We start from the raw sequence: 18,058 nt of genomic DNA, 5'->3' as shown, positions 1-18,058 counted from the left end.
TACTTAACGATAAAAAGCAGCGCGGGGCCGCTGCTCCACAACAAGAAACGGCGGGACGTAAAATGGCTTTGAACCTGACAGTCAATGCGGAGCGCGAAGAACTTAAGCCGCGCATCACGGTTTTCGGCGTCGGTGGCGCCGGGGGCAATGCGGTCAATAACATGATCGACAAGAACCTCGAGGGCGTCGAGTTCGTCGTCGCCAACACCGATGCGCAGGCGTTGCAGCAAAGCCGCGCGGGCAACAAGATCCAGATGGGTCTGAAAGTGACCGAAGGTCTGGGCGCTGGCGCCCGTCCCTCGGTCGGGGCCTCGGCGGCAGAAGAATCGATCGAGCAGATCGTCGACCATCTGGCCGGCGCGCATATGTGCTTCATCACCGCCGGGATGGGTGGCGGCACGGGCACGGGCGCTGCGCCGATCATCGCGCAGGCTGCGCGGGAGCTGGGTGTGCTGACCGTCGGCGTCGTCACCAAGCCCTTCCAGTTCGAGGGCAACAAGCGGATGAAGCAGGCCGAAGATGGCATCGAGGCCCTGCAGAAGGTCGTCGATACCCTGATCGTGATCCCGAACCAGAACCTGTTCCGGCTGGCCAACGAACGCACCACCTTCACCGAAGCCTTCGCGATGGCCGATGACGTGCTGTATCAGGGCGTCAAGGGTGTGACCGACCTCATGGTGCGCCCCGGCCTGATCAACCTCGACTTCGCCGACGTCCGCGCCGTGATGGACGAGATGGGCAAGGCGATGATGGGCACCGGCGAAGCCTCGGGCGACGATCGTGCGGTTCAGGCGGCGGAGAAGGCGATTGCCAATCCGCTGCTCGACGAAATCAGCCTCAATGGCGCCAAGGGTGTTCTGATCAACATCACCGGCGGCTATGACCTGACCCTGTTCGAACTGGACGAAGCGGCCAATATCATCCGCGAAAAGGTCGATCCGGACGCCAATATCATCGTGGGTTCGACTCTCGACACCACGATGGAAGGCGTGCTGCGCGTCTCGGTCGTTGCCACCGGCATCGACATCAAGACCGCCAAGGCCGAAACGCCGATCACCCGCCGTCCGATGCACGAGCCGCTGAAGCCGCAGCCGATGTCGCAGCCTGAGCAGCGTGTCGAACCCCGGGCCGAGCCGCGCGCCGAAATCCGTCGCGAGGCGCCGATGCCGCTGACCCAGCCGGTGGCGCAACAGCCCGCCCCGGTCATGGCCGCTCCGGTGCAGCAGCACTACGAAGCTGAACCGGCTTATGAAGCGGAAGAGGACGAAATGCCGGCGCCGGCCTATCGCCCGCAACCCGCCGCGGAATACCGCCCGGCGCCCGCTCCGGCCCCGCGCGATGCCGATGCGGCCAACTTCATTGCCCCGCGTCCGCGTCCGATGGGCTCGCCCTCGCCGGAAGCCATGGCCCGTCTGCAGGCCGCCGTCAGCAAGGCTCCGGCCGCACCGCAGATGGCGCGCAACGCCGCTCCGGCGCAAAAGCCCGCGGCCAAGCCCGCCGATCGCCCGCGCTTTGGCATCGGCAGCCTGATCAACCGGATGGCCGGCAGCCAGGCCGAGGCGCTTCAGCCGAGCCGCTCGCAGCCGCCCGTCACCGCCTATGATGACGAGCCCGAGCCTTCGGCCGACCAGGACCGCATGGAGATTCCCGCCTTCCTGCGCCGTCAGGCCAACTGAAGCGGTTGCGGACTCTTCTGTAACAAAGCGTTAAAGCCCAAGGCGTGCCTTGGGCTTTTTCCATTTCAATTCAATGCATTATGCGGGAATTTTGGCTGTTACACTCCGTCACAAAGAGTGAGTTGAGATTGCTGCGTGTGCAACCTAAATTTGACAGCAAGGAATAGAGGGGCATTCCCTCTTGGACACAAGCTGTAGAGCGATCGAGGTTAAGGTGCAAAATACCGTCAAATCCGCGGTGACCTTCAAGGGCTTCGGCCTGCACACGGGCAAGCCCGTGCGCATGACCGTGCGTCCGGCCCCGGTTGATCACGGCATCTCTTTCCGCCGCACTGATCTGGTTGACGGCGATGTGCTGATCGCGGCGCGCTGGGACACGGTGGTGCCTTCCAAGCTCTGCACGCTGGTCGCCAATGACGACGGGGCCTCGGTCTCGACGATCGAACATATCATGGCGGCGCTGGCCGGGCTTGCGATCAACAACGCGCTGATCGACATCGACGGGCCGGAAGTGCCGATCCTTGACGGATCGGCCGCGCCCTTCGTCGCGGCGCTGCTGGCCAAGGGTGTGCAAGCGCAGAATGCCCCGTCGCGCGCGATCCGGGTGCTGAAGGCGGTTGAGGTCCGTGAGGGCGAGGCCGTGGCCCGGCTGGAGCCGGCCGAAATGCTGGAGATCGACTTCAGCATCGACTTCACCGATGCCGCCATCGGCAAGCAGGCCCGCCGTCTGAACATGTCCAACGGCGCCTTCGTGCGCGAGCTGAGTGATTCCCGCACCTTCTGCCGCAAGTCCGATGTGGACGAGATGCGCGCCCGCGGCCTCGCCCTCGGCGGCACGATGGACAATGCGGTGGTGTTTGACGGTGATCAGGTGCTGACGCCGGGCGGTCTGCGCCACGCGGACGAGCCGGTGCGCCACAAGATGCTGGACGCCTTGGGCGACCTTTCCCTCGCCGGCGCGCCGCTTTTGGCGCGTTACACCGGCAAACGGGCCGGTCATGCGCTGACCAACCGTCTGCTGCACAAGCTTTTCTCGACTCCGGGGGCTTTTGCCTTCGACGATTGCGACGATCTGGCGGGCGGAAAGCTGCCGGGGGTGGGTGTGCACCGGGGTGATCTGCCTCTTTGCGCATAAGCAGGCCGCACAACGGTGAAAGCCGTTTTGCGCCCCGGATTTTTCTGTGCTAGGACAGCCGTCAAGGATGGTCGGGCGATCGTAACGCCCGGCTGCGGTGGGTTGAGGATAGGCGAGACGATGGCAGTCGGAAGGGCGAGCGCGGCGCGTGGTCTTGGCATGGCGCTGATGATGGGCCTTCTTGTGGGCTGTGGTAGCGGCAAGGCGCCGGAAGCCCCGATCGAGAGCTACACCGCAGAACAGCTTTACAAGAAGGGCGAGAATGTTCTGGTCTCCAAGGGTCCGAAGGACTCGCTGGTCTATTTCCAGGATGTCGAGCGGCTTTACCCCTATACCGAATGGGCCAAGCGCGCGCTGATCATGCAGGCCTTCACCCTGCACAAATCGCGCAACTATGAAGAATCACGTGTGGCGGCACAGCGCTATATCGACACCTATCCGGCGGGTGAGGATATCGCCTATGCGCATTACCTGCTGGCGCTGTCCTACTATGACCAGATCGACGCCGTGGGCCGCGATCAGGGCCTGACCTTCCAGGCACTGCAGGCCTTGCGCGTGGTGATCGAGCAATATCCCAACAGCGAATATGCCAAATCGGCGATGCTGAAGTTCGACCTCGCCTTCGACCATCTGGCCGCCAAGGAGATGGAGATCGGGCGCTTCTACCTCAAGCAGCGCCATTACTCCGCCGCGATCAACCGCTTCCGCACCGTGGTGCAGGATTACCAGACCACCAGCCAGACCGCCGAGGCACTGGAGCGTCTGGTCGAATGCTACCTGGCGCTTGGCCTGACCGACGAGGCGCAGACCGCCGGGGCGATTCTGGGTTACAACTACGAATCGAGCCCCTTCTACCTCGACGCCTTTGCCCAGCTGAAAAAGCAGGGTCTGGCGCCGGAGGCCAAGGGCACCAGCTGGCTTTCGACGATCTACCGCCAGACCATCAAGGGCGAGTGGTTGTGACGCACCCGACCGCGGACGGCCATGCTACGCTCGCTTGATATCCGGGATGTGCTGATCATTGACCGGCTGGAGCTGAACTTTCAGCCCGGCCTCAATGTGCTGACCGGCGAGACCGGGGCGGGCAAGTCGATTCTGCTGGACGCTCTGGGCTTTGTCCTCGGCTGGCGGGGCAGGGCGGATCTGGTCCGCGCCGGGGCCGCGCAGGGCGAGGTCTCCGCCGTCTTCGACCTGCCCCCCGGCCATGCCGCCCGCGCCGTGCTGGAGGCTGCCGGGCTAGAGGTCGGCGACGAGCTCATCCTGCGCCGCACCAATTCCGCCGATGGCCGCAAGACAGCCTATGTCAACGACCGCCGCGCTTCGGGCGAGGTGCTGCGCGATCTGTCGGACACGCTGGTCGAACTGCATGGCCAGCACGACGACCGCGGCCTGTTGAACCCGCGCGGCCACCGGCTTTTGCTGGACAGTTTCGCGGGCCTTGACCTGTCGGGCCTGCGCCTCGCCTGGCGCGCCCGGGCCGATGCCCTGCGCCTTCTGGCCGAGGCGGAGGCGCGGCTGGCCGCGATCCGCTCGGAAGAAGATTTCCTGCGCCATGCCGTGGCCGAGTTGAACAAGCTGGACCCGCAGGCTGGTGAAGAGGCCACACTGGACACCGCGCGCCGCCAGATGCAGGCCGCCGCCCGCATCCGCGAGGATATCTCCCGCGCTTACACCGTGCTGGAACAGGGCGCCGATCCTGCCATGCAGGATGCTTTGCGCTGGCTGAACGGCACCGCCGACAAGGCTGAGGGCCGTCTCGATGCGCCCCTGGCCGCGCTGGAACGCGCAATGCTGGAACTGTCCGAGGCGCAGGCCGGGGTGGAAAGCTGCCTTGCCGCGCTGAACTTTGACGATGCGGCGCTGGAAAAGCTGGAAGAGCGGCTCTTCGCGATCCGCGCCCTGGCCCGCAAATACGGCGTCCTGCCCGATGACCTTGGCCCCCATGCGGGCATCCTGCGCGCAAGGCTTGAGGCGCTGGACGGCGGCGAGCGCGGCCTGATCAAGCTGAAACAGGCCGCAGCCCTAGCTGAGGCAGATTACACCCGCCGGGCCGAGGCGATGTCGCAGGCCCGCCGCGCCGCAGGGGCCAAGCTGGATGCCGCGATGGCCGCCGAACTGGCCCCCCTGAAGATGGAACGTGCCGTCTTCCGCACCGAATTTACCGAAAGCCTCCCCGGTCCGGAAGGCCAGGACGAGGTGACCTTCACCGTCGCCACCAACCCGGGCGCGCCGGCGGGGCCCTTGAACCGCATCGCCTCGGGCGGCGAGCTCAGCCGGTTCCTGCTGGCGCTGAAGGTCTGCCTGACCGGGCAGACCCCCGGCCTGACCCTGATCTTTGACGAGATCGACCGGGGCGTTGGCGGAGCCACCGCCGATGCCGTGGGCCGCAGGCTGGCGCAGCTGGCCTCCGGTGCGCAGGTGCTGGTCGTGACCCACTCGCCGCAAGTGGCGGCCCTTGGCGCGCATCACTGGCGGGTGGAAAAGCGGGTGGTGGAGGATATGACGCTTTCGACCGTCGTGCCCCTCGGCGATGACGCCCGGATCGAGGAGATCGCCCGCATGCTGGCCGGCGATACCATCACCGAGGCCGCCCGCGCCGCCGCCCGCGCCCTGCTAAGTGGTGGCTGAGAAAATCAGGTTGACCGCACGCCAGCCTTCCGAGCGGGCGATCAGCACGGCGGTCAGCTGAGCGCCAAAGCGCGGCAACTCGCGCCCCCGGTCGTCCAGCGCGCCGCTGACGACGAACCTTTGCGTCAGCACCGCCCCGCCCGGCCCAAGGGGGCGAATCCGCAGCTTGCCGGTCACCAAGCGGGCCGCGGCAAAGATCCCGGCGAATTCGCCGGCAAAGGCCGCCTGCGCCTCTTTCGCGCTTTCGACCATGGCGCCGGTCAGTGTCAGCACATCGGCATCCTCGACCAGCATGGCGGCCAGCGCCGGAGCATCCTGACGGCCAAAGGCGGCCGCGAAGGCCTTGGCGAAATCCTCGGGCGTCACCGGCGGCGGGCTCATGCCTTGGCCATCTGTCCCATGGCTCTGGCAAGGTCGCCATAGCCGGTAAAGCGCCGCTCATAGGCGAGGCCGAGCCGGCGGGCGCAGTCCTCGGCCTTGGCATCAAGCGCGGGGTCGTTGATCTGCGCCTGATAGACCAGCTTGGTGTAATTGCCGAAATACATGTCGCGCAGCTGCGGATGGCGGTCGAGGCCCATCGGTTTCCAGACGAAAGCATCGAACTGGCGGACCAGAAAATCGGTCAGATAGAAGGCGGTGAACTCGTCAGGATGGGCGGCGAAGGTCGCATTGCCTTCAAAAAACGAATAGCAATGCGGGCCCTCCAGCATCTCCACGCCAAGTTCCTTGCACTTTTGCTGCAATAGCCCGCCGGTGCCGCAATCGGCGTAAAGCACGAAGATCGTGGCATAGGCGCCCCGGCTTTCGGCCACCACGCGGGCGACCTCATCGGTGATTTTCTCGGGGTAGAGGTGGAGTTTCGCCGGCAGGCACTGCAGATCCATATGGCTCCAGCCATTGGCCTTGATCAGCGCCAGCACCTCATGCGCCAGCGCCCCGCAGGCGATCAGCAGGATGCGGCCCTGATGGCGGGCGGCGAGGCCAGCCTCGGTCAAGGTGCCATCATCGGGCAGGGTCACGTCATCGTTCTGGGGGGGCAGGTCGGCCATCGGATCCTCTTTGGCCCAAGATGGGGGCCGGGCCGCAAAAAGCCAAGCGGCAAAACAAAACCCCGGGCGCGAAGGCCCGGGGTCATGGCAGCCATTGCCGTCCGATCAGACGTTCGGGCGGTTGTGCTTGCGGGCGACATAGGCCTTGGCGGTTTCCACGGCCACGGCAGCGTCGCGGCAATAGGCGTCGGCGCCGATGGCCTTGGAGAATTCCTCGTTCAGGGGCGCGCCGCCGACCAGCACGATATAGTCATCGCGCATGCCCTTTTCCTTCATCGTGTCGATCACGACTTTCATGTAGGGCATCGTGGTCGTCAGCAGGGCCGACATGCCAAGGATATCAGGCTTTTCGGTTTCCAGCGCCTCGAGGTACTTCTCGACCGAGTTGTTGATGCCAAGGTCTTTGACCTCGAAACCAGCGCCTTCCATCATCATGCCGACAAGGTTCTTGCCGATGTCATGGATGTCGCCCTTGACGGTGCCGATGACCATCTTGCCCATGCGCGGGGCGCCGGTGGCGATCAGCAGCGGCTTCAGGATGGCCATGCCGCCCTTCATCGCATTGGCGGCCAGCAGCACTTCCGGCACGAAGAGAATGCCATCGCGGAAGTCGGCGCCGACGATGGTCATGCCGGCGACCAGCGCCTTGGTCAGGGCGTCATAGGGCGCCCACCCACGCGCGATGAGGATGTTGACACCCTCCTCGATCTCTTCCTTCAGCCCGTCATAGAGGTCGTCGTGCATCTGCAAGACAAGTTCATCATCGGACAGTTCAGACAGGATGATTTCGTCATCGTCGGCCATACTGAGGCTCCTCTGGGCGTTTAGACGTCAATGGGGCCAAAGCCGGCGCACCACTTTTCCTTTAGCGACATGCCCCGGATGAAAGCCGACAGCAAGAGCGCAGTTGCGACATTTATGTGCGTTGCCTTGACGCTGTGAGGGGGCAAAGTCTAGGCTCACCGGCGGTTTCAGGGTTGAGGGGTATAGGTCGTGATGAAGAAAAGATTGGCTTTGGGTCTTGCTGGTTCGGCCATTTTGGCCTGTTTGGCTGTGACAGGTGTGCAAGCGGATGTGATCCATCAGGGCGCTCCCCTGAAGTTCAAGGCCGGATTGTTTTGCAACTATCCGAATGACGGTAAAGAGCGCGCACCAGACACCAGTGACGGGGAAGTCGGGGTCCACGTTCGACCTTATGATTTCGTGCATCTAGGGGACACGGTCCCCTCTGCGCCCGATGTGTCGATCGGAATTATCGTTCAGCTCAAATCCTATGTCGCGGGTGAGAGGCTCACGCTGCAGCAAGCCCGCGTCGAGGATTTCATCGCGCCGGACCGCTGGCCTCTCATTGTCGCTCAGAACGGGCGTTTCTGGTTCGGCAGAAGGCCGGACCCCGGAAAGGGATTGCCGACCGGACATTATCAGATGTCGATCCTGAGGGGCCGCACGGTGATCCTTCTCTATGAGTTTCAGGTCGTGCCCGGCAGCAAGATGCCAGAACTGACACGGGTGTGTCGCCGCGCTCGGTGAGGGGCTGGAAAGTGTTCCTGTAATGTTCTATGGTTTTCGCATGGAGCGACCAAGCGACCCCAAGGACAGCAGCATTCTTCCCGGCCAAAGACTGCGCGCACGCGGGGCGGGCAGCAATGACACCGGGCGCTTTGAAGGCACCGCGCGGGTGGCCTATGACGACGGCTGGGATATCCCCGAAGAGCAGCATCTGGTGCGCACCGAAACCCGGGTGGAAAGCCCGCGGTCGGCGATCACCTACAACACCTCGCCCGATCTGCCCTTTGACCGCTCGATCAACCCCTACCGGGGCTGCGAACATGGCTGCATCTATTGCTTTGCCCGGCCGACCCACGCCTATCTGAACCTGTCGCCGGGTCTGGACTTTGAAACACGGCTGGTGGCGCGGCCCGGGATCGAAAAGGTGCTGGAGCGCGAGTTGCGCGCGAAGTCCTACAAGGTCGCCACCATCGCCCTGGGCACCAACACCGACCCCTATCAGCCGATCGAGGCCGAATACGGCGTGATGCGCGCGGTGCTGGAGGTGCTGCTGGCCTTCCGGCATCCGGTGGGGATCACCACCAAGGGCACGCTGATCGAACGCGACATCGACCTCTTGCGCCCGCTGGCCGAGGCTGGGCTTACGAGGGTCGGCATCTCGGTCACGACGCTCGATCCGGTTCTGTCGCGCAAGATGGAACCGCGCGCCGCCAGTCCGAAGCGCCGGCTGGAGGTGATCCGCAGGCTTTCGGATGCCGGGGTACCTGTGCGGGTCATGGTCTCGCCCCTGATCCCGGGCCTGTCTGACCACGAGATGGAGCCGATCCTGGAAGCCGCCGCCGAGGCCGGGGCGGTTGCCGCCAGCTACATCAGCCTGCGCCTGCCGTGCGAGGTCTCGCCGCTGTTTCAGGACTGGCTGGCCGCGCATTACCCGGACCGCGCGGCCAAGGTCATGGCGCGGGTGCGCGAATTGCATGGCGGCAAGGATTACGACGCTGAATGGGGGAAGAGGTTCAAGGGGCAGGGGATCTGGGCCGACCTGATGAAGCGCCGCTTCCACGTGGCGCTGGCGCGGCTGGGTCTGGACGCCCCGCAGCCGCCCCTGCGCACTGATCTCTTCAGATGCCCGGCGCGGACGGGGGACCAACTCGGTTTTGATTTGTAGGATGGGCAATTTGCCCATCTTCGGGAGGCCTGGAGGTCTGGAAGATGGGCAGATTGCCCATCCTACGTTTCCCCGCTTGAAAGCCTAACCGCGGCGCCCGCGGCGTTCGCGCTTGGGGTCGCCCGAGGTGTCGCCGGTGCCATCCGAAGCCGAGGAGAAGGCACCAAGCTTGGCCTGGATATCCTCCGGCCCGGGTTTCGGCCCCTTGGGCCGGCTCTCCAGCGCCTGGCGCATCGCCGAAAGATGCTCGGGCATCGTGCCGCAGCAGCCGCCGATGATCTTGACCCCGGAATCGCGGGCGAGGACGGCATATTCGGCCATCAGCTCCGGCGTGCCGTCGTAATGGATATGGCCCTCGTGATATTTCGGGATACCGGCATTGCCCTTGGCGATGATCGGGCGCGCGGTGCCGGTCGCCTCGAAGCCCAGGACGGTGCGCATCAGGTCGGAGGCGCCGACGCCGCAGTTCGCGCCAAACGCGATCGGCGGATGCGGCAGCTTTTCGACCATCGCGGCCAGCGCGGCCGAGGTGATGCCCATCATCGTCCGGCCTGCGGTATCAAAGCTCATCGTGCCGGCCCAGGGCATGCCCGCCCGCGTTGCGGCCTCGGCTGCGGCGGCATATTCTTCAAAGGCGGACATGGTCTCGATCCAGAGCACATCCGCGCCGCCTTCCTTCAGCGCCTCGGCCTGTTCCTGGAAAATCTCGACCGCCAGATCATGGGTCATGGTGCCCATCGGCTGGAAAATCTCGCCGGTCGGTCCCATCGAGCCTGCGACCACCACCGGGCGCCCGGCGGCATCGGCGATTTCGCGACCCAGCGCGGCCGCAACGCGGTTCAGCTCGCGCACTTGGCCCTGGGCATTGTGCAGCTTCAGACGCGCCGCATTGCCGCCAAAGGAGTTGGTGAGGAACAGATCCGACCCGGCATTGACCGCACCCCGGTACAGGGTGCGGATATTGTCGGGCTTTTCGATGTTCCAGAACTCGGGCGGTTCGCCCGAGGAGAGGCCCATGTTGAACAGATTTGTCCCCGTGGCGCCATCGGCCAGCAGCCAGTCACGCTCGGACAAAAGGCGGGACAGAAGATCCTGGGCCATGGCGGGGTTCCTTGTTCAGTGTTTGGACAGATGGTTCGGAGGAAAGATCAAAGCTCGTTCATCAGCTGCGCTTTGGCGACGGGCAGGAGGTCTGCCAGCTGCTTGCGCACCTCGTCCGCCGAGGCCTTGCCGGCCAGATCGCCCGCAACCTTGCGCACGACGTCTTCGGTGCCGGCCTCTTCGAAATCGGAATTCACGACTTCCATCGCATAGGCAGCGGCCTCGTCGCCGGATTTGCCCATCAGGCCCGCGGCCCAGAGGCCAAGGAGCTTGTTGCGGCGCGCTTCGGCGCGGAACTGCATTTCGGAATCATGGGCGAACTTGTTTTCAAAAGCATTGGCGCGGTCGTCGAATGTGGTCATGGTCTGGCCCTCGGCTGCACGTTTGGTTCCCCTTCCATATGCCTTTCGCGGGGCTTTACCGCAAGGGGAAGCCGGTGCTATTCCTGCCGCCACTGGCCTGTACTGGACTGCCATGGCCCGCTCTGCGGCCTTTGGGGCCGTTCCGCCTTGCCGGGGGCCGGGGCATGGCATATAGCGCGCAGTGAAGAGGGGCCGGCGCCTTTGGTGCCGCTCAGGGCAAGCGCGCGTCCCTCAAGGTTTCGGAGCGTTCATGGCACGGCGCAAGAAGATTTACGAGGGCAAGGCGAAGATCCTTTACGAAGGGCCGGAGCCGGGCACGCTCGTGCAGTATTTCAAGGACGAGGGCGCCGCAGGCCCGACCGCGACCGAGGGCGAGAACCTCGCCTCGGAAGGCAAGGGCGTGCTCAACAACCGCCTGTCGGAATTCTTCATGGCCGGGCTGAACTCGATCGGCGTGCCGACGCATTTCATCCGCCGCATCAACATGCGCGAACAGCTGGTCCGCGAGGCCGAGATCGTGCCGCTGGAAGTCGTCGTGCGCAACTTTGCCGCCGGCGATCTGTCCAACCGTCTGGGCATTCCCGAAGGCACCGCCCTGCCGCGCCCGATCGTCGAATATTACTACAAGGACCCGCGCCTGAACGCGCCTCTGGTCAGCGAAGAGCATATCATCGCCTTCGGCTGGGCCAGCCAGCAGGATCTGGACGATATCATCGCCCTGGCCTTGCGGGTGAATGACTTCCTCTCCGGCGTCATGCTGGGCGTGGGCATCCGCCTCGCCGATTTCCGCATCGAAGTGGGCCGGATCTGGGAGGGCGACTACATGCGCCTGATCGTGGCCGACGAGATCAGCCCCGACTCGTGCCGCCTCTGGGACCTGCGCCGCGCCGAAGGCTCGGCCGCCAGCCCCGAGCCCGGCCCCCTGGCCGATGTCTATACCGAACTCGCGCGGCGTCTGGGGGTTCTGCCCTCCAACGTCACCCATGCGCCGAAACCCACCCTGATCAACTGAAGGTGGCCATGAACCGGCGAGGCGCGATGTCGATCTGGCTCGGCGGGCTCGTTTCCTGGTGGTCAGGGCTCTATCCAGCCCGCGCGGAGAACGTCGGATTGACCCTTGATGACGAGATTGCCCGCAACGACGCGGTGCGCGCGGCTTTGTCGAAAGAGGGCGATGACGGCACGGTGCCGCGCCCCGTCGAACATTGGGCCTATCCGCGGGAGGACGGCGTCGCTGACCTGCAGGCTGCCACGGCGATATTCACCGCCAGGGGCATGGCTGTCAGGCCCGCGGATTCCAGAAACGGACTGATCGGGAGCGAGGAAACGTCGGTTGCCACCACGGCTTTCGACGAAGGAACTTTCGGCCTTCTGATCAGCTTCGACAGAATAGGCTGGGACTATGACGGCTGGGAAACGACAGTCGTCCGGCCTTTCAGTTCATCGTAAGCTTGTACCCGACGTGTCCCTGGCGTTAGGGAAGGTCACAACGTTTTGCAAACTTATCCTAGAATCGAGTGGAGATCACAATGAAAGCCCGAGTCACCGTCATGCTGAAAGCCGGGGTTCTGGATGTGCAGGGCGAGGCCGTGCGCTTTGCTCTGGGGACGCTCGGGTTTTCCGGGGTCAACGGGGTGCGGCAGGGCAAGGTGATCGAACTCGATCTGGCCGAAACCGACAGGGCCGCCGCCGAAGCCTCGGTCAAGACCATGTGCGAGAAGCTCTTGGCCAATACGGTGATCGAAGGCTACAAGGTCGAGATCCTGTAAACGACGCCGGCAGGTCGCCCGCGACCCTTGACCGCTCGGCCGCGCTGCGCCACCCCTTGGAGATCAAGGGGGAAACACCATGCGCGCCGCGGTCATCCGGAATTTTCAAGCCGATTTGAGTTTTGACACCGTCCCCGATCCGGTCTGCGAGCCGGATGGCGTCGTGGTCAAGGTGCTGGCCTGCGGCGTCTGCCGCAGCGACTGGCACGGCTGGATGGGCGAACATCCCAAGGTCAAGCCCGGCGCCATTCCCGGCCATGAATATTCCGGCGAAGTGGTCGCAGTCGGCCCGCTGGCGCGCTGGAAGGTCGGCGACAAGATCATCGCGCCCTTTATCCTCGCCTGCGGCGAATGCCCCGAATGCCGCTCCGGCCAGACCACGACCTGCCGGGCGCAGCGCGTCCCGGGCTTTGGCGAGCCCGGCGCCTGGGCGGAATATGTCTCGGTGCCGCATGCCCATAACCTGACCCGCCTGCCCGAGTTCCTGACGCCCGCGCTGGCCGCAGGCCTCGGCTGCCGGGTGACCACGGCCTATCACGCCCTGACCGGCCGCGCCGCCCTCCAGGCCGGTGAGTGGCTGGCCGTCCATGGCACGGGCGGCATTGGCCTCTCGGCCCTCTTGATCGGCAAGGCACTTGGCGCCCGGGTGGTGGCGGTGGATGTGGTGCCCGAACGCCTGGCCCATGCCAAGGCGCTGGGTGCCGAGGCGGTGATCAACGCCACCGAAGGCGACACCGCCGCCCGCATCATCGCGGCCACCGGCGGCGGCGCCCATGTCTCGATCGAGGCCCTGGGGATCGAGGCCACCGTCAACGCCTCCGTCGAATGCCTGCGCCCGCTCGGCCGCCATGTGCAGGTCGGCCTGCCGACCGGCCATACCGCGCGGATGACCGTCAACATGAACGCGGTCTACATGAAGCAGCTGGCGCTCTACGGCACCCGCGGCATGCCGGCCTGGCGCTACCCCTCGCTCCTGTCGCTGATAGAAACGGGCGCGGTCGATGTCCGCCCCATCGTCGCGCGCGAGGTCAAACTCTCCGACGCCACCACCGAACTACGCGCCTTCGGCGGCCCGATGCGCCCCGGCGTCGCGGTGATCACCGACCTTCTGGGCTGAACCCGCGCCAAAAAAGGTGAGTATTGGGGCAAAGCGCAAATTAGCGAAGCGCCCCAAACCCCTTTCACCTTGGTCCAAATATCCCACGGGTGGTCCGGAGGGTGTGAAACCCTCCGGGGGTCGGCCCAAGCGCAACGGGTCAGGACCGGGCCGGAATTTTCGCAGAAAATTCGGGGCTCAGTGCCGAGCCGGCGCCTGATCGCGCGTCAGGTCGTAAAACCCGTCCGCCGCCACCTTGGCCCAATCGCCGGCCGTGCCGTCGGGCCAAATCACCCGGACCTCGGCCTCGCTGGCTTCACCAAGGCCGAAGTGCCACCAACCGAGCTGACCGCCAGCATGGCCGCCACCGCTGGTGATCTCGCGCTGCTGGGTCGCTCCAGCGTCGCGCACCTCGATCCAGGCGCCGATCGCATCGCGGTTGGGGCCAAGCTCGTGCAGCGCCAGTTGCAGCCAATGGCCAAGCTTCTCGCCATTGGTCCCTACGCCCGCATTGCGCCAGATCTGCGCGCCCTCGTTGCGGTTGACCACGACCAGATCCATCAGCCCGTCGCCGTTCAGATCCACCACCGAGGCGCCGCGCGACTGCCGCATGCTCGCCACCCCGGCCTTGTCGCCCGCCTCGTAGAAACTGCCATCAGGCTGGGCCAGCATCAGGTTGTTGGGGTCTTTCATCGCGAAATCCGGCATCGCGGAGACATTGCCCTTGGCCACGAACAGATCCTGCCGCCCGTCGTTGTTCACATCCTGAAACTCGGCGTGCCAGCCGGTCGAGGGGTGCAGGTCGCCGCCGGTATAGGGGCGCTGTGCAATGGCGTGGCGGGCAAAGGCCACGTCCTTGAAGGTCGCCATGTCCGGCTTGCCCGCGATGACCTGCATCTTGCTGTCGGCCATCGAGGTCAGGAAGTAATCGGGATAGCCGTCGCCGTTCACATCGGAACTGGCGATCCCCATGCCCCAGATCTTCAGGGGCTTCCACCCCTCCGCCGCCGTGTAAAGCGCGGGCGGCTCTCCGGGGTTCACATGCCACATCTGCTCGGTGCCGCCCTTGTAATACTCGCGGTCGTTGGAGACCCGCAAGGACGGCGTGCCCGAGCGGTTCCAGTCGGTGAACAGCATCGACAGGCTGCAAAAGCTGGGCTTCAGGGCCAGCGGCGCAGCAAAGCCCGCGCCCTTGGGCCGGTAGAGCGCATTCTCGGTGCACGATCCCCAGGGGAAATCCTCCTGCAACCGGTCGATATAGGTGCCGATGGCCAGCGTCGGCCAGCTTTGCCCCTTCTCCCAGGTCGCGGCAAAGGCGGTCGACCACAGATCGCGCCCGTCAAAGCCCCAGGACTCATTGGCGCGGTGAAAGCGGCAATTGCCCTCGCCCTTCATCACCACATCCTCGCCCGAGCGCAGGACGATCAGATCCAGGATGCCATCGCCGTCGATGTCGAGCGGATAGGCCCCAGTCACCCGGTCCATCTCGGCGCCCGAGGGCAGCAGGGTGAACTTCAGGGCCCCGCCGATAGCACTGTCGTTGCGGTAAAGCTTCGACGGTTCGGTGCCACCGGCAAGGTAAAGCTCCGTCTTGCCATCGCCCGAACAGTCAAAGGCCGCGACGCCGCCGCCGGTCATGAACTGCCAGTCACCGGCGTAGGTGCTGGTGATACCAGCGGTCTCGGTCTCGTCGATGAAGCGGGGGATGACGGGTGGGGGCAGGGCGGGGGCTGCCGGTGTTGCGATCGCGTTGGCCGGGCCGGTGACGGGCGCAGCGGAAGTGTCGGCCAGGGCAGGGGCCGGCAGCAGGGCAAGGGCGAGGATCAGCTGGCGCATGGTCAGGCCCGGGTCTTGAGGGTGATGGCATAGGCCGCGATGCAGCGGCCCTGCACCTGACCCTGTTCGATGGCATGGCGGAAGTGGATGCCGCCATGAAGCCGCGAGATCGCCGCCTCGTTTGCCGCCGCCACAAAGCCGGTAAAATGCCGCAGGGGTGAGCCGTCGGGCGTCGGGCTCTCATCGGTGAAGTCGTAGTTCTCGCCGAACAGATGGGTCAGCAGCGCCGCCGCCGCCGCCGATTGCGTCGAATGACCCGAGGGATATTCCGGGAAGGGCGGCGTGGTCAGCATGGTCTCCCAGGCCGGGTCGATGACCTTCTTGATATAGGTCACCGGGCGGATCAGATCGTATTGCATCTTCGCGGCCCAGCAGCCGATGAAGGCATCCGCCATCGCAATCCCCATCCGGGCCAAGGCCTCGACATGGTCGGTCAGGCCCATCGCCTTCTCCGCCGCCGCCTGATTGAGGATCGCCGTCCAATGGCCGGGCGGCGTATAGGACAGCATCGCATCATCCGACCAGAAGCGCGCGATCGACTTCTGTTCGTCGGTCAGGGTCTTGGAGGTCTGATAGACCTCCAGCGCCTCGGCATAGAAGGGCGATCCTTTCTCCTCCGAATAGGGCAAGGGCGGGGGCAGGGAACAATCGGCCACGGCGGGCATGGCAAAGGGCCGGTTCTTGCCCCAGTCGGGCAGAAGCGGTGCCTGTTGCAGCACGATGGTCGAGGTCGGCCGCCAATGGCCCGGCGCAGGGTTAGGGGTGAAGCTGCGCGGAAAGCCCATGTTGTCGATGACAGCCCCGCCATCACTGCGGCTCCAGTCCAGCACCGCCTTGGCCAAAGCACTCCCATAAGCGCGGCTGGCTTCAACCGCCGCCGGCGCCACACCCGCCGCCGATTGTTCGGTCAACCGCTTGGTCAGGCTTTCCAGCGCATGCTGCCCGGTCGGCCCGGTGTTGGAGAAAAGGTCATGGATCAAGAGGTCCATCACCTGATTGAGGATCACCGCCGTATCATAGTCCTGCCCCGCCACGCGCGGCGGCACGGCGTCCAGCCCGTGCAACTGGCCGACGAGGCTGTGCAGCCCCGCGTCGCCGCTGGCCAAAGCCTCGAAATTCGCCACCCCCAGATAGGCCAGGGTCCGGCTTGCCACCGGCGGCGTATAGGTCGGCGTGTGACGCACCAGTTCCAGCGCCAGCTTGTACCAGGTCTCCAGCACCTTCTGCGCCACAGCGCCCCGGTCCGCCGCTTCGGCACGCACCGACCCCGTGCCGCCCAGCAAGGCCAAAGCCACACCAGCCCTCAGAAATTCGCGACGCAGCATCCCCCCGCACCCCCCATTTGCACTTTGCTCAAATACTCCGGGGTCCGGGGCAGAGCCCCGGGGCCTGCGACGGGCGCAGGTCCCCGGTCGAGTAGCCCCTGCCTCAGACGAAGCGGTTCCACAGGTTCTCCAGCCGCTCCTGACGGCCGGATTTCGGCTGCGGTTCCAGCCCTTCGGTGGTCACCCGGGCGGCGGCTTCGGCAAGCCCGCCTTTCAGCATGGCCTGTGCGGCCGGGGTCTGCCAGCCGGCGTAACGCTCGGCGCGGGCCTTCTCCAGGCTGCCATCCTCCAGAAGCGCAGCTGCGGCCTTCAGCGCGCGGGCGCAGGTATCCATGCCGCCGACGTGGCCGAGGATCAGATCTTCCGGGTCCAGCGACTGGCGGCGGATCTTGGAGTCAAAGTTGGTGCCGCCGGTGTGCAGGCCGCCGTTCTTCAGCACTTCGTAATAGGCCAGCGCCATTTCCGGGGTGTTGTTGGGGAACTGGTCGGTGTCCCAGCCGGACTGGTAATCGTTCCGGTTCATGTCGATCGAGCCGAGGATGCCAAGCGCCGAGGCCAGCGCCAGCTCATGCTCGAACGAATGCCCGGCCAGGATCGCATGGCCCTGTTCGATGTTCAGCTTCACTTCCTTTTCCAGCCCGAACTGGACGAGGAAGCCGTAAACCGTCGCCACGTCATAATCGTACTGGTGCTTGGAGGGCTCCTGCGGCTTCGGCTCGATCAGGATCGTGCCCTTGAAGCCGATCTTGTGCTTGTATTCGACGACCTGTTGCAGGAAGCGCCCGGCATGTTCGCGCTCGGCCTTCATGTCGGTGTTCAGCAGCGTCTCATAGCCCTCGCGCCCGCCCCAGAGGACGTAGTTCGCGCCACCCAACTTGTGGGTCGCATCGAGGTTCGCCTTCACGGTCGCTGCGGCATAGGCATAGACGTCCGGGTCGGGGTTGGTGGCCGCCCCCGACATCCAGCGCCGGTTGGAGAACATGTTGGCCGTGCCCCACAGAAGCTGCGTCTTGTGGGTCGCCTGCTTTTGCCCGAGGTAATCGACGATTTCCTCAAGGTTGCGGGTGCTTTCGGCATAGGTGGCGCCTTCCGGGCGCACATCGGCGTCATGGAAGCAGTAGAAGGGCGCGTTCAGGATGTCGAACATCTCGAAGGCCACATCGGCCTTCAGCTTGGCCAGTTCGATGGTTTCGCCGAACCAAGGGCGCAGCAGGGTCTGGCCGCCGAAGGGGTCGTGGCCCTGATAGGCGAAGGAGTGCCAGTAGGCGACGCCAAAGCGCAGGTGGTCCTCCATCCTTTTGCCCATGACGATCTCGTCGGGGTTGTAGTGGTGGAAGGCAAATTCATTGGTGGAATTCGGGCCCTCGTATTTGATGGCGGGGATGTTCTTGAAAAAATCGGTCATGG

The 18,058-nt window shown here is 65.0% G+C and carries 18 protein-coding genes; 10 read left to right on the top strand and 8 right to left on the bottom strand.

Features of this window, described 5'->3' with window-relative positions; genetic code table 11:
- Positions 1–62 precede the first annotated feature (62 nt).
- From ftsZ to recN, 4 genes are all read left to right on the top strand, one after another.
- Positions 63–1,676 (top strand): cell division protein FtsZ, encoded by a 1,614-nt coding sequence (ftsZ, locus tag AC1DVR_RS14005; RefSeq protein WP_478001201.1) that lies wholly within the window; start codon positions 63–65, stop codon positions 1,674–1,676.
- 214 nt (positions 1,677–1,890) lie between these two features.
- Positions 1,891–2,811, top strand: coding sequence for a UDP-3-O-acyl-N-acetylglucosamine deacetylase (gene lpxC / locus AC1DVR_RS14000; RefSeq protein ID WP_478001200.1), 921 nt, complete (start codon positions 1,891–1,893; stop codon positions 2,809–2,811).
- A 120-nt stretch (positions 2,812–2,931) separates the two neighbouring features.
- Complete coding sequence (locus tag AC1DVR_RS13995; protein WP_478001199.1) at positions 2,932–3,774, top strand: outer membrane protein assembly factor BamD; 843 nt, start codon at positions 2,932–2,934, stop codon at positions 3,772–3,774.
- 21 nt (positions 3,775–3,795) lie between these two features.
- Complete coding sequence (gene recN / locus AC1DVR_RS13990; RefSeq protein ID WP_478001198.1) at positions 3,796–5,439, top strand: DNA repair protein RecN; 1,644 nt, start codon at positions 3,796–3,798, stop codon at positions 5,437–5,439.
- Here the strand turns inward: recN and AC1DVR_RS13985 are convergent.
- The 3 genes from AC1DVR_RS13985 to AC1DVR_RS13975 all read right to left on the bottom strand — a co-directional run bounded on the left by AC1DVR_RS13985 (position 5,425) and on the right by AC1DVR_RS13975 (position 7,292).
- Entirely contained in the window at positions 5,425–5,820 is a 396-nt protein-coding gene (locus tag AC1DVR_RS13985) for a DUF4440 domain-containing protein (protein WP_478001197.1), read from the bottom strand. The two genes, recN and AC1DVR_RS13985, sit on opposite strands and share 15 nt — an antisense overlap.
- Positions 5,817–6,488 carry a DUF1638 domain-containing protein gene (locus AC1DVR_RS13980; protein WP_478001196.1) on the bottom strand — a complete coding sequence of 224 codons (672 nt, stop codon included), beginning with the start codon at positions 6,486–6,488 and terminating at the stop codon, positions 5,817–5,819. Before AC1DVR_RS13980 ends, AC1DVR_RS13985 begins: the two co-directional genes overlap by 4 nt.
- Before the next feature lie 105 nt (positions 6,489–6,593).
- A complete protein-coding gene (locus AC1DVR_RS13975) occupies positions 6,594–7,292 on the bottom strand; it encodes a corrinoid protein (protein WP_478001195.1) in 699 nt (232 codons plus the stop codon).
- 192 nt (positions 7,293–7,484) lie between these two features.
- On the opposite strand from AC1DVR_RS13975, the gene AC1DVR_RS13970 reads away from it, so the two are divergent.
- On the top strand, positions 7,485–8,018 hold the full coding sequence (locus tag AC1DVR_RS13970) for a hypothetical protein (RefSeq protein ID WP_478001194.1): 534 nt from the start codon (positions 7,485–7,487) through the stop codon (positions 8,016–8,018).
- A gap of 40 nt (positions 8,019–8,058) precedes the next feature.
- Complete coding sequence (locus AC1DVR_RS13965; RefSeq protein WP_478001193.1) at positions 8,059–9,162, top strand: PA0069 family radical SAM protein; 1,104 nt, start codon at positions 8,059–8,061, stop codon at positions 9,160–9,162.
- Between the two features lie 84 nt (positions 9,163–9,246).
- Here AC1DVR_RS13965 and bmt read toward each other — a convergent pair whose 3' ends face one another.
- Complete coding sequence (bmt, locus tag AC1DVR_RS13960; protein WP_478001192.1) at positions 9,247–10,263, bottom strand: betaine--homocysteine S-methyltransferase; 1,017 nt, start codon at positions 10,261–10,263, stop codon at positions 9,247–9,249.
- A gap of 47 nt (positions 10,264–10,310) precedes the next feature.
- Complete coding sequence (locus tag AC1DVR_RS13955) at positions 10,311–10,625, bottom strand: DUF1476 domain-containing protein (RefSeq protein ID WP_478001191.1); 315 nt, start codon at positions 10,623–10,625, stop codon at positions 10,311–10,313.
- A 250-nt stretch (positions 10,626–10,875) separates the two neighbouring features.
- Between AC1DVR_RS13955 and AC1DVR_RS13950 the strand changes: the two genes are divergently transcribed.
- The 4 genes from AC1DVR_RS13950 to AC1DVR_RS13935 all read left to right on the top strand — a co-directional run bounded on the left by AC1DVR_RS13950 (position 10,876) and on the right by AC1DVR_RS13935 (position 13,511).
- Entirely contained in the window at positions 10,876–11,637 is a 762-nt protein-coding gene (locus tag AC1DVR_RS13950; protein ID WP_478001190.1) for a phosphoribosylaminoimidazolesuccinocarboxamide synthase, read from the top strand.
- Between the two features lie 26 nt (positions 11,638–11,663).
- Positions 11,664–12,074, top strand: coding sequence for a hypothetical protein (locus AC1DVR_RS13945; RefSeq protein WP_478001189.1), 411 nt, complete (start codon positions 11,664–11,666; stop codon positions 12,072–12,074).
- Between the two features lie 80 nt (positions 12,075–12,154).
- A complete protein-coding gene (gene purS / locus AC1DVR_RS13940; RefSeq protein WP_478001188.1) occupies positions 12,155–12,394 on the top strand; it encodes a phosphoribosylformylglycinamidine synthase subunit PurS in 240 nt (79 codons plus the stop codon).
- Positions 12,395–12,473: 79 nt separating this feature from the next.
- Positions 12,474–13,511, top strand: coding sequence for a zinc-dependent alcohol dehydrogenase family protein (locus AC1DVR_RS13935; RefSeq protein ID WP_478001187.1), 1,038 nt, complete (start codon positions 12,474–12,476; stop codon positions 13,509–13,511).
- Positions 13,512–13,688: 177 nt separating this feature from the next.
- Here AC1DVR_RS13935 and AC1DVR_RS13930 read toward each other — a convergent pair whose 3' ends face one another.
- From AC1DVR_RS13930 to xylA, 3 genes are all read right to left on the bottom strand, one after another.
- Positions 13,689–15,326, bottom strand: coding sequence for a CRTAC1 family protein (locus AC1DVR_RS13930; RefSeq protein ID WP_478001186.1), 1,638 nt, complete (start codon positions 15,324–15,326; stop codon positions 13,689–13,691).
- A 2-nt stretch (positions 15,327–15,328) separates the two neighbouring features.
- Entirely contained in the window at positions 15,329–16,651 is a 1,323-nt protein-coding gene (locus AC1DVR_RS13925; RefSeq protein ID WP_478001185.1) for a vanadium-dependent haloperoxidase, read from the bottom strand.
- A gap of 103 nt (positions 16,652–16,754) precedes the next feature.
- Positions 16,755–18,056, bottom strand: coding sequence for a xylose isomerase (xylA, locus tag AC1DVR_RS13920; protein ID WP_478001184.1), 1,302 nt, complete (start codon positions 18,054–18,056; stop codon positions 16,755–16,757).
- Positions 18,057–18,058: the final 2 nt, after the last annotated feature.

Source organism: Rhodobacter sp. P2_H5, from assembly GCF_056403335.1.
The sequence above is the reverse complement of the archived record's forward strand: the minus strand, read 5'-3'. Positions and strand labels throughout refer to the sequence as shown.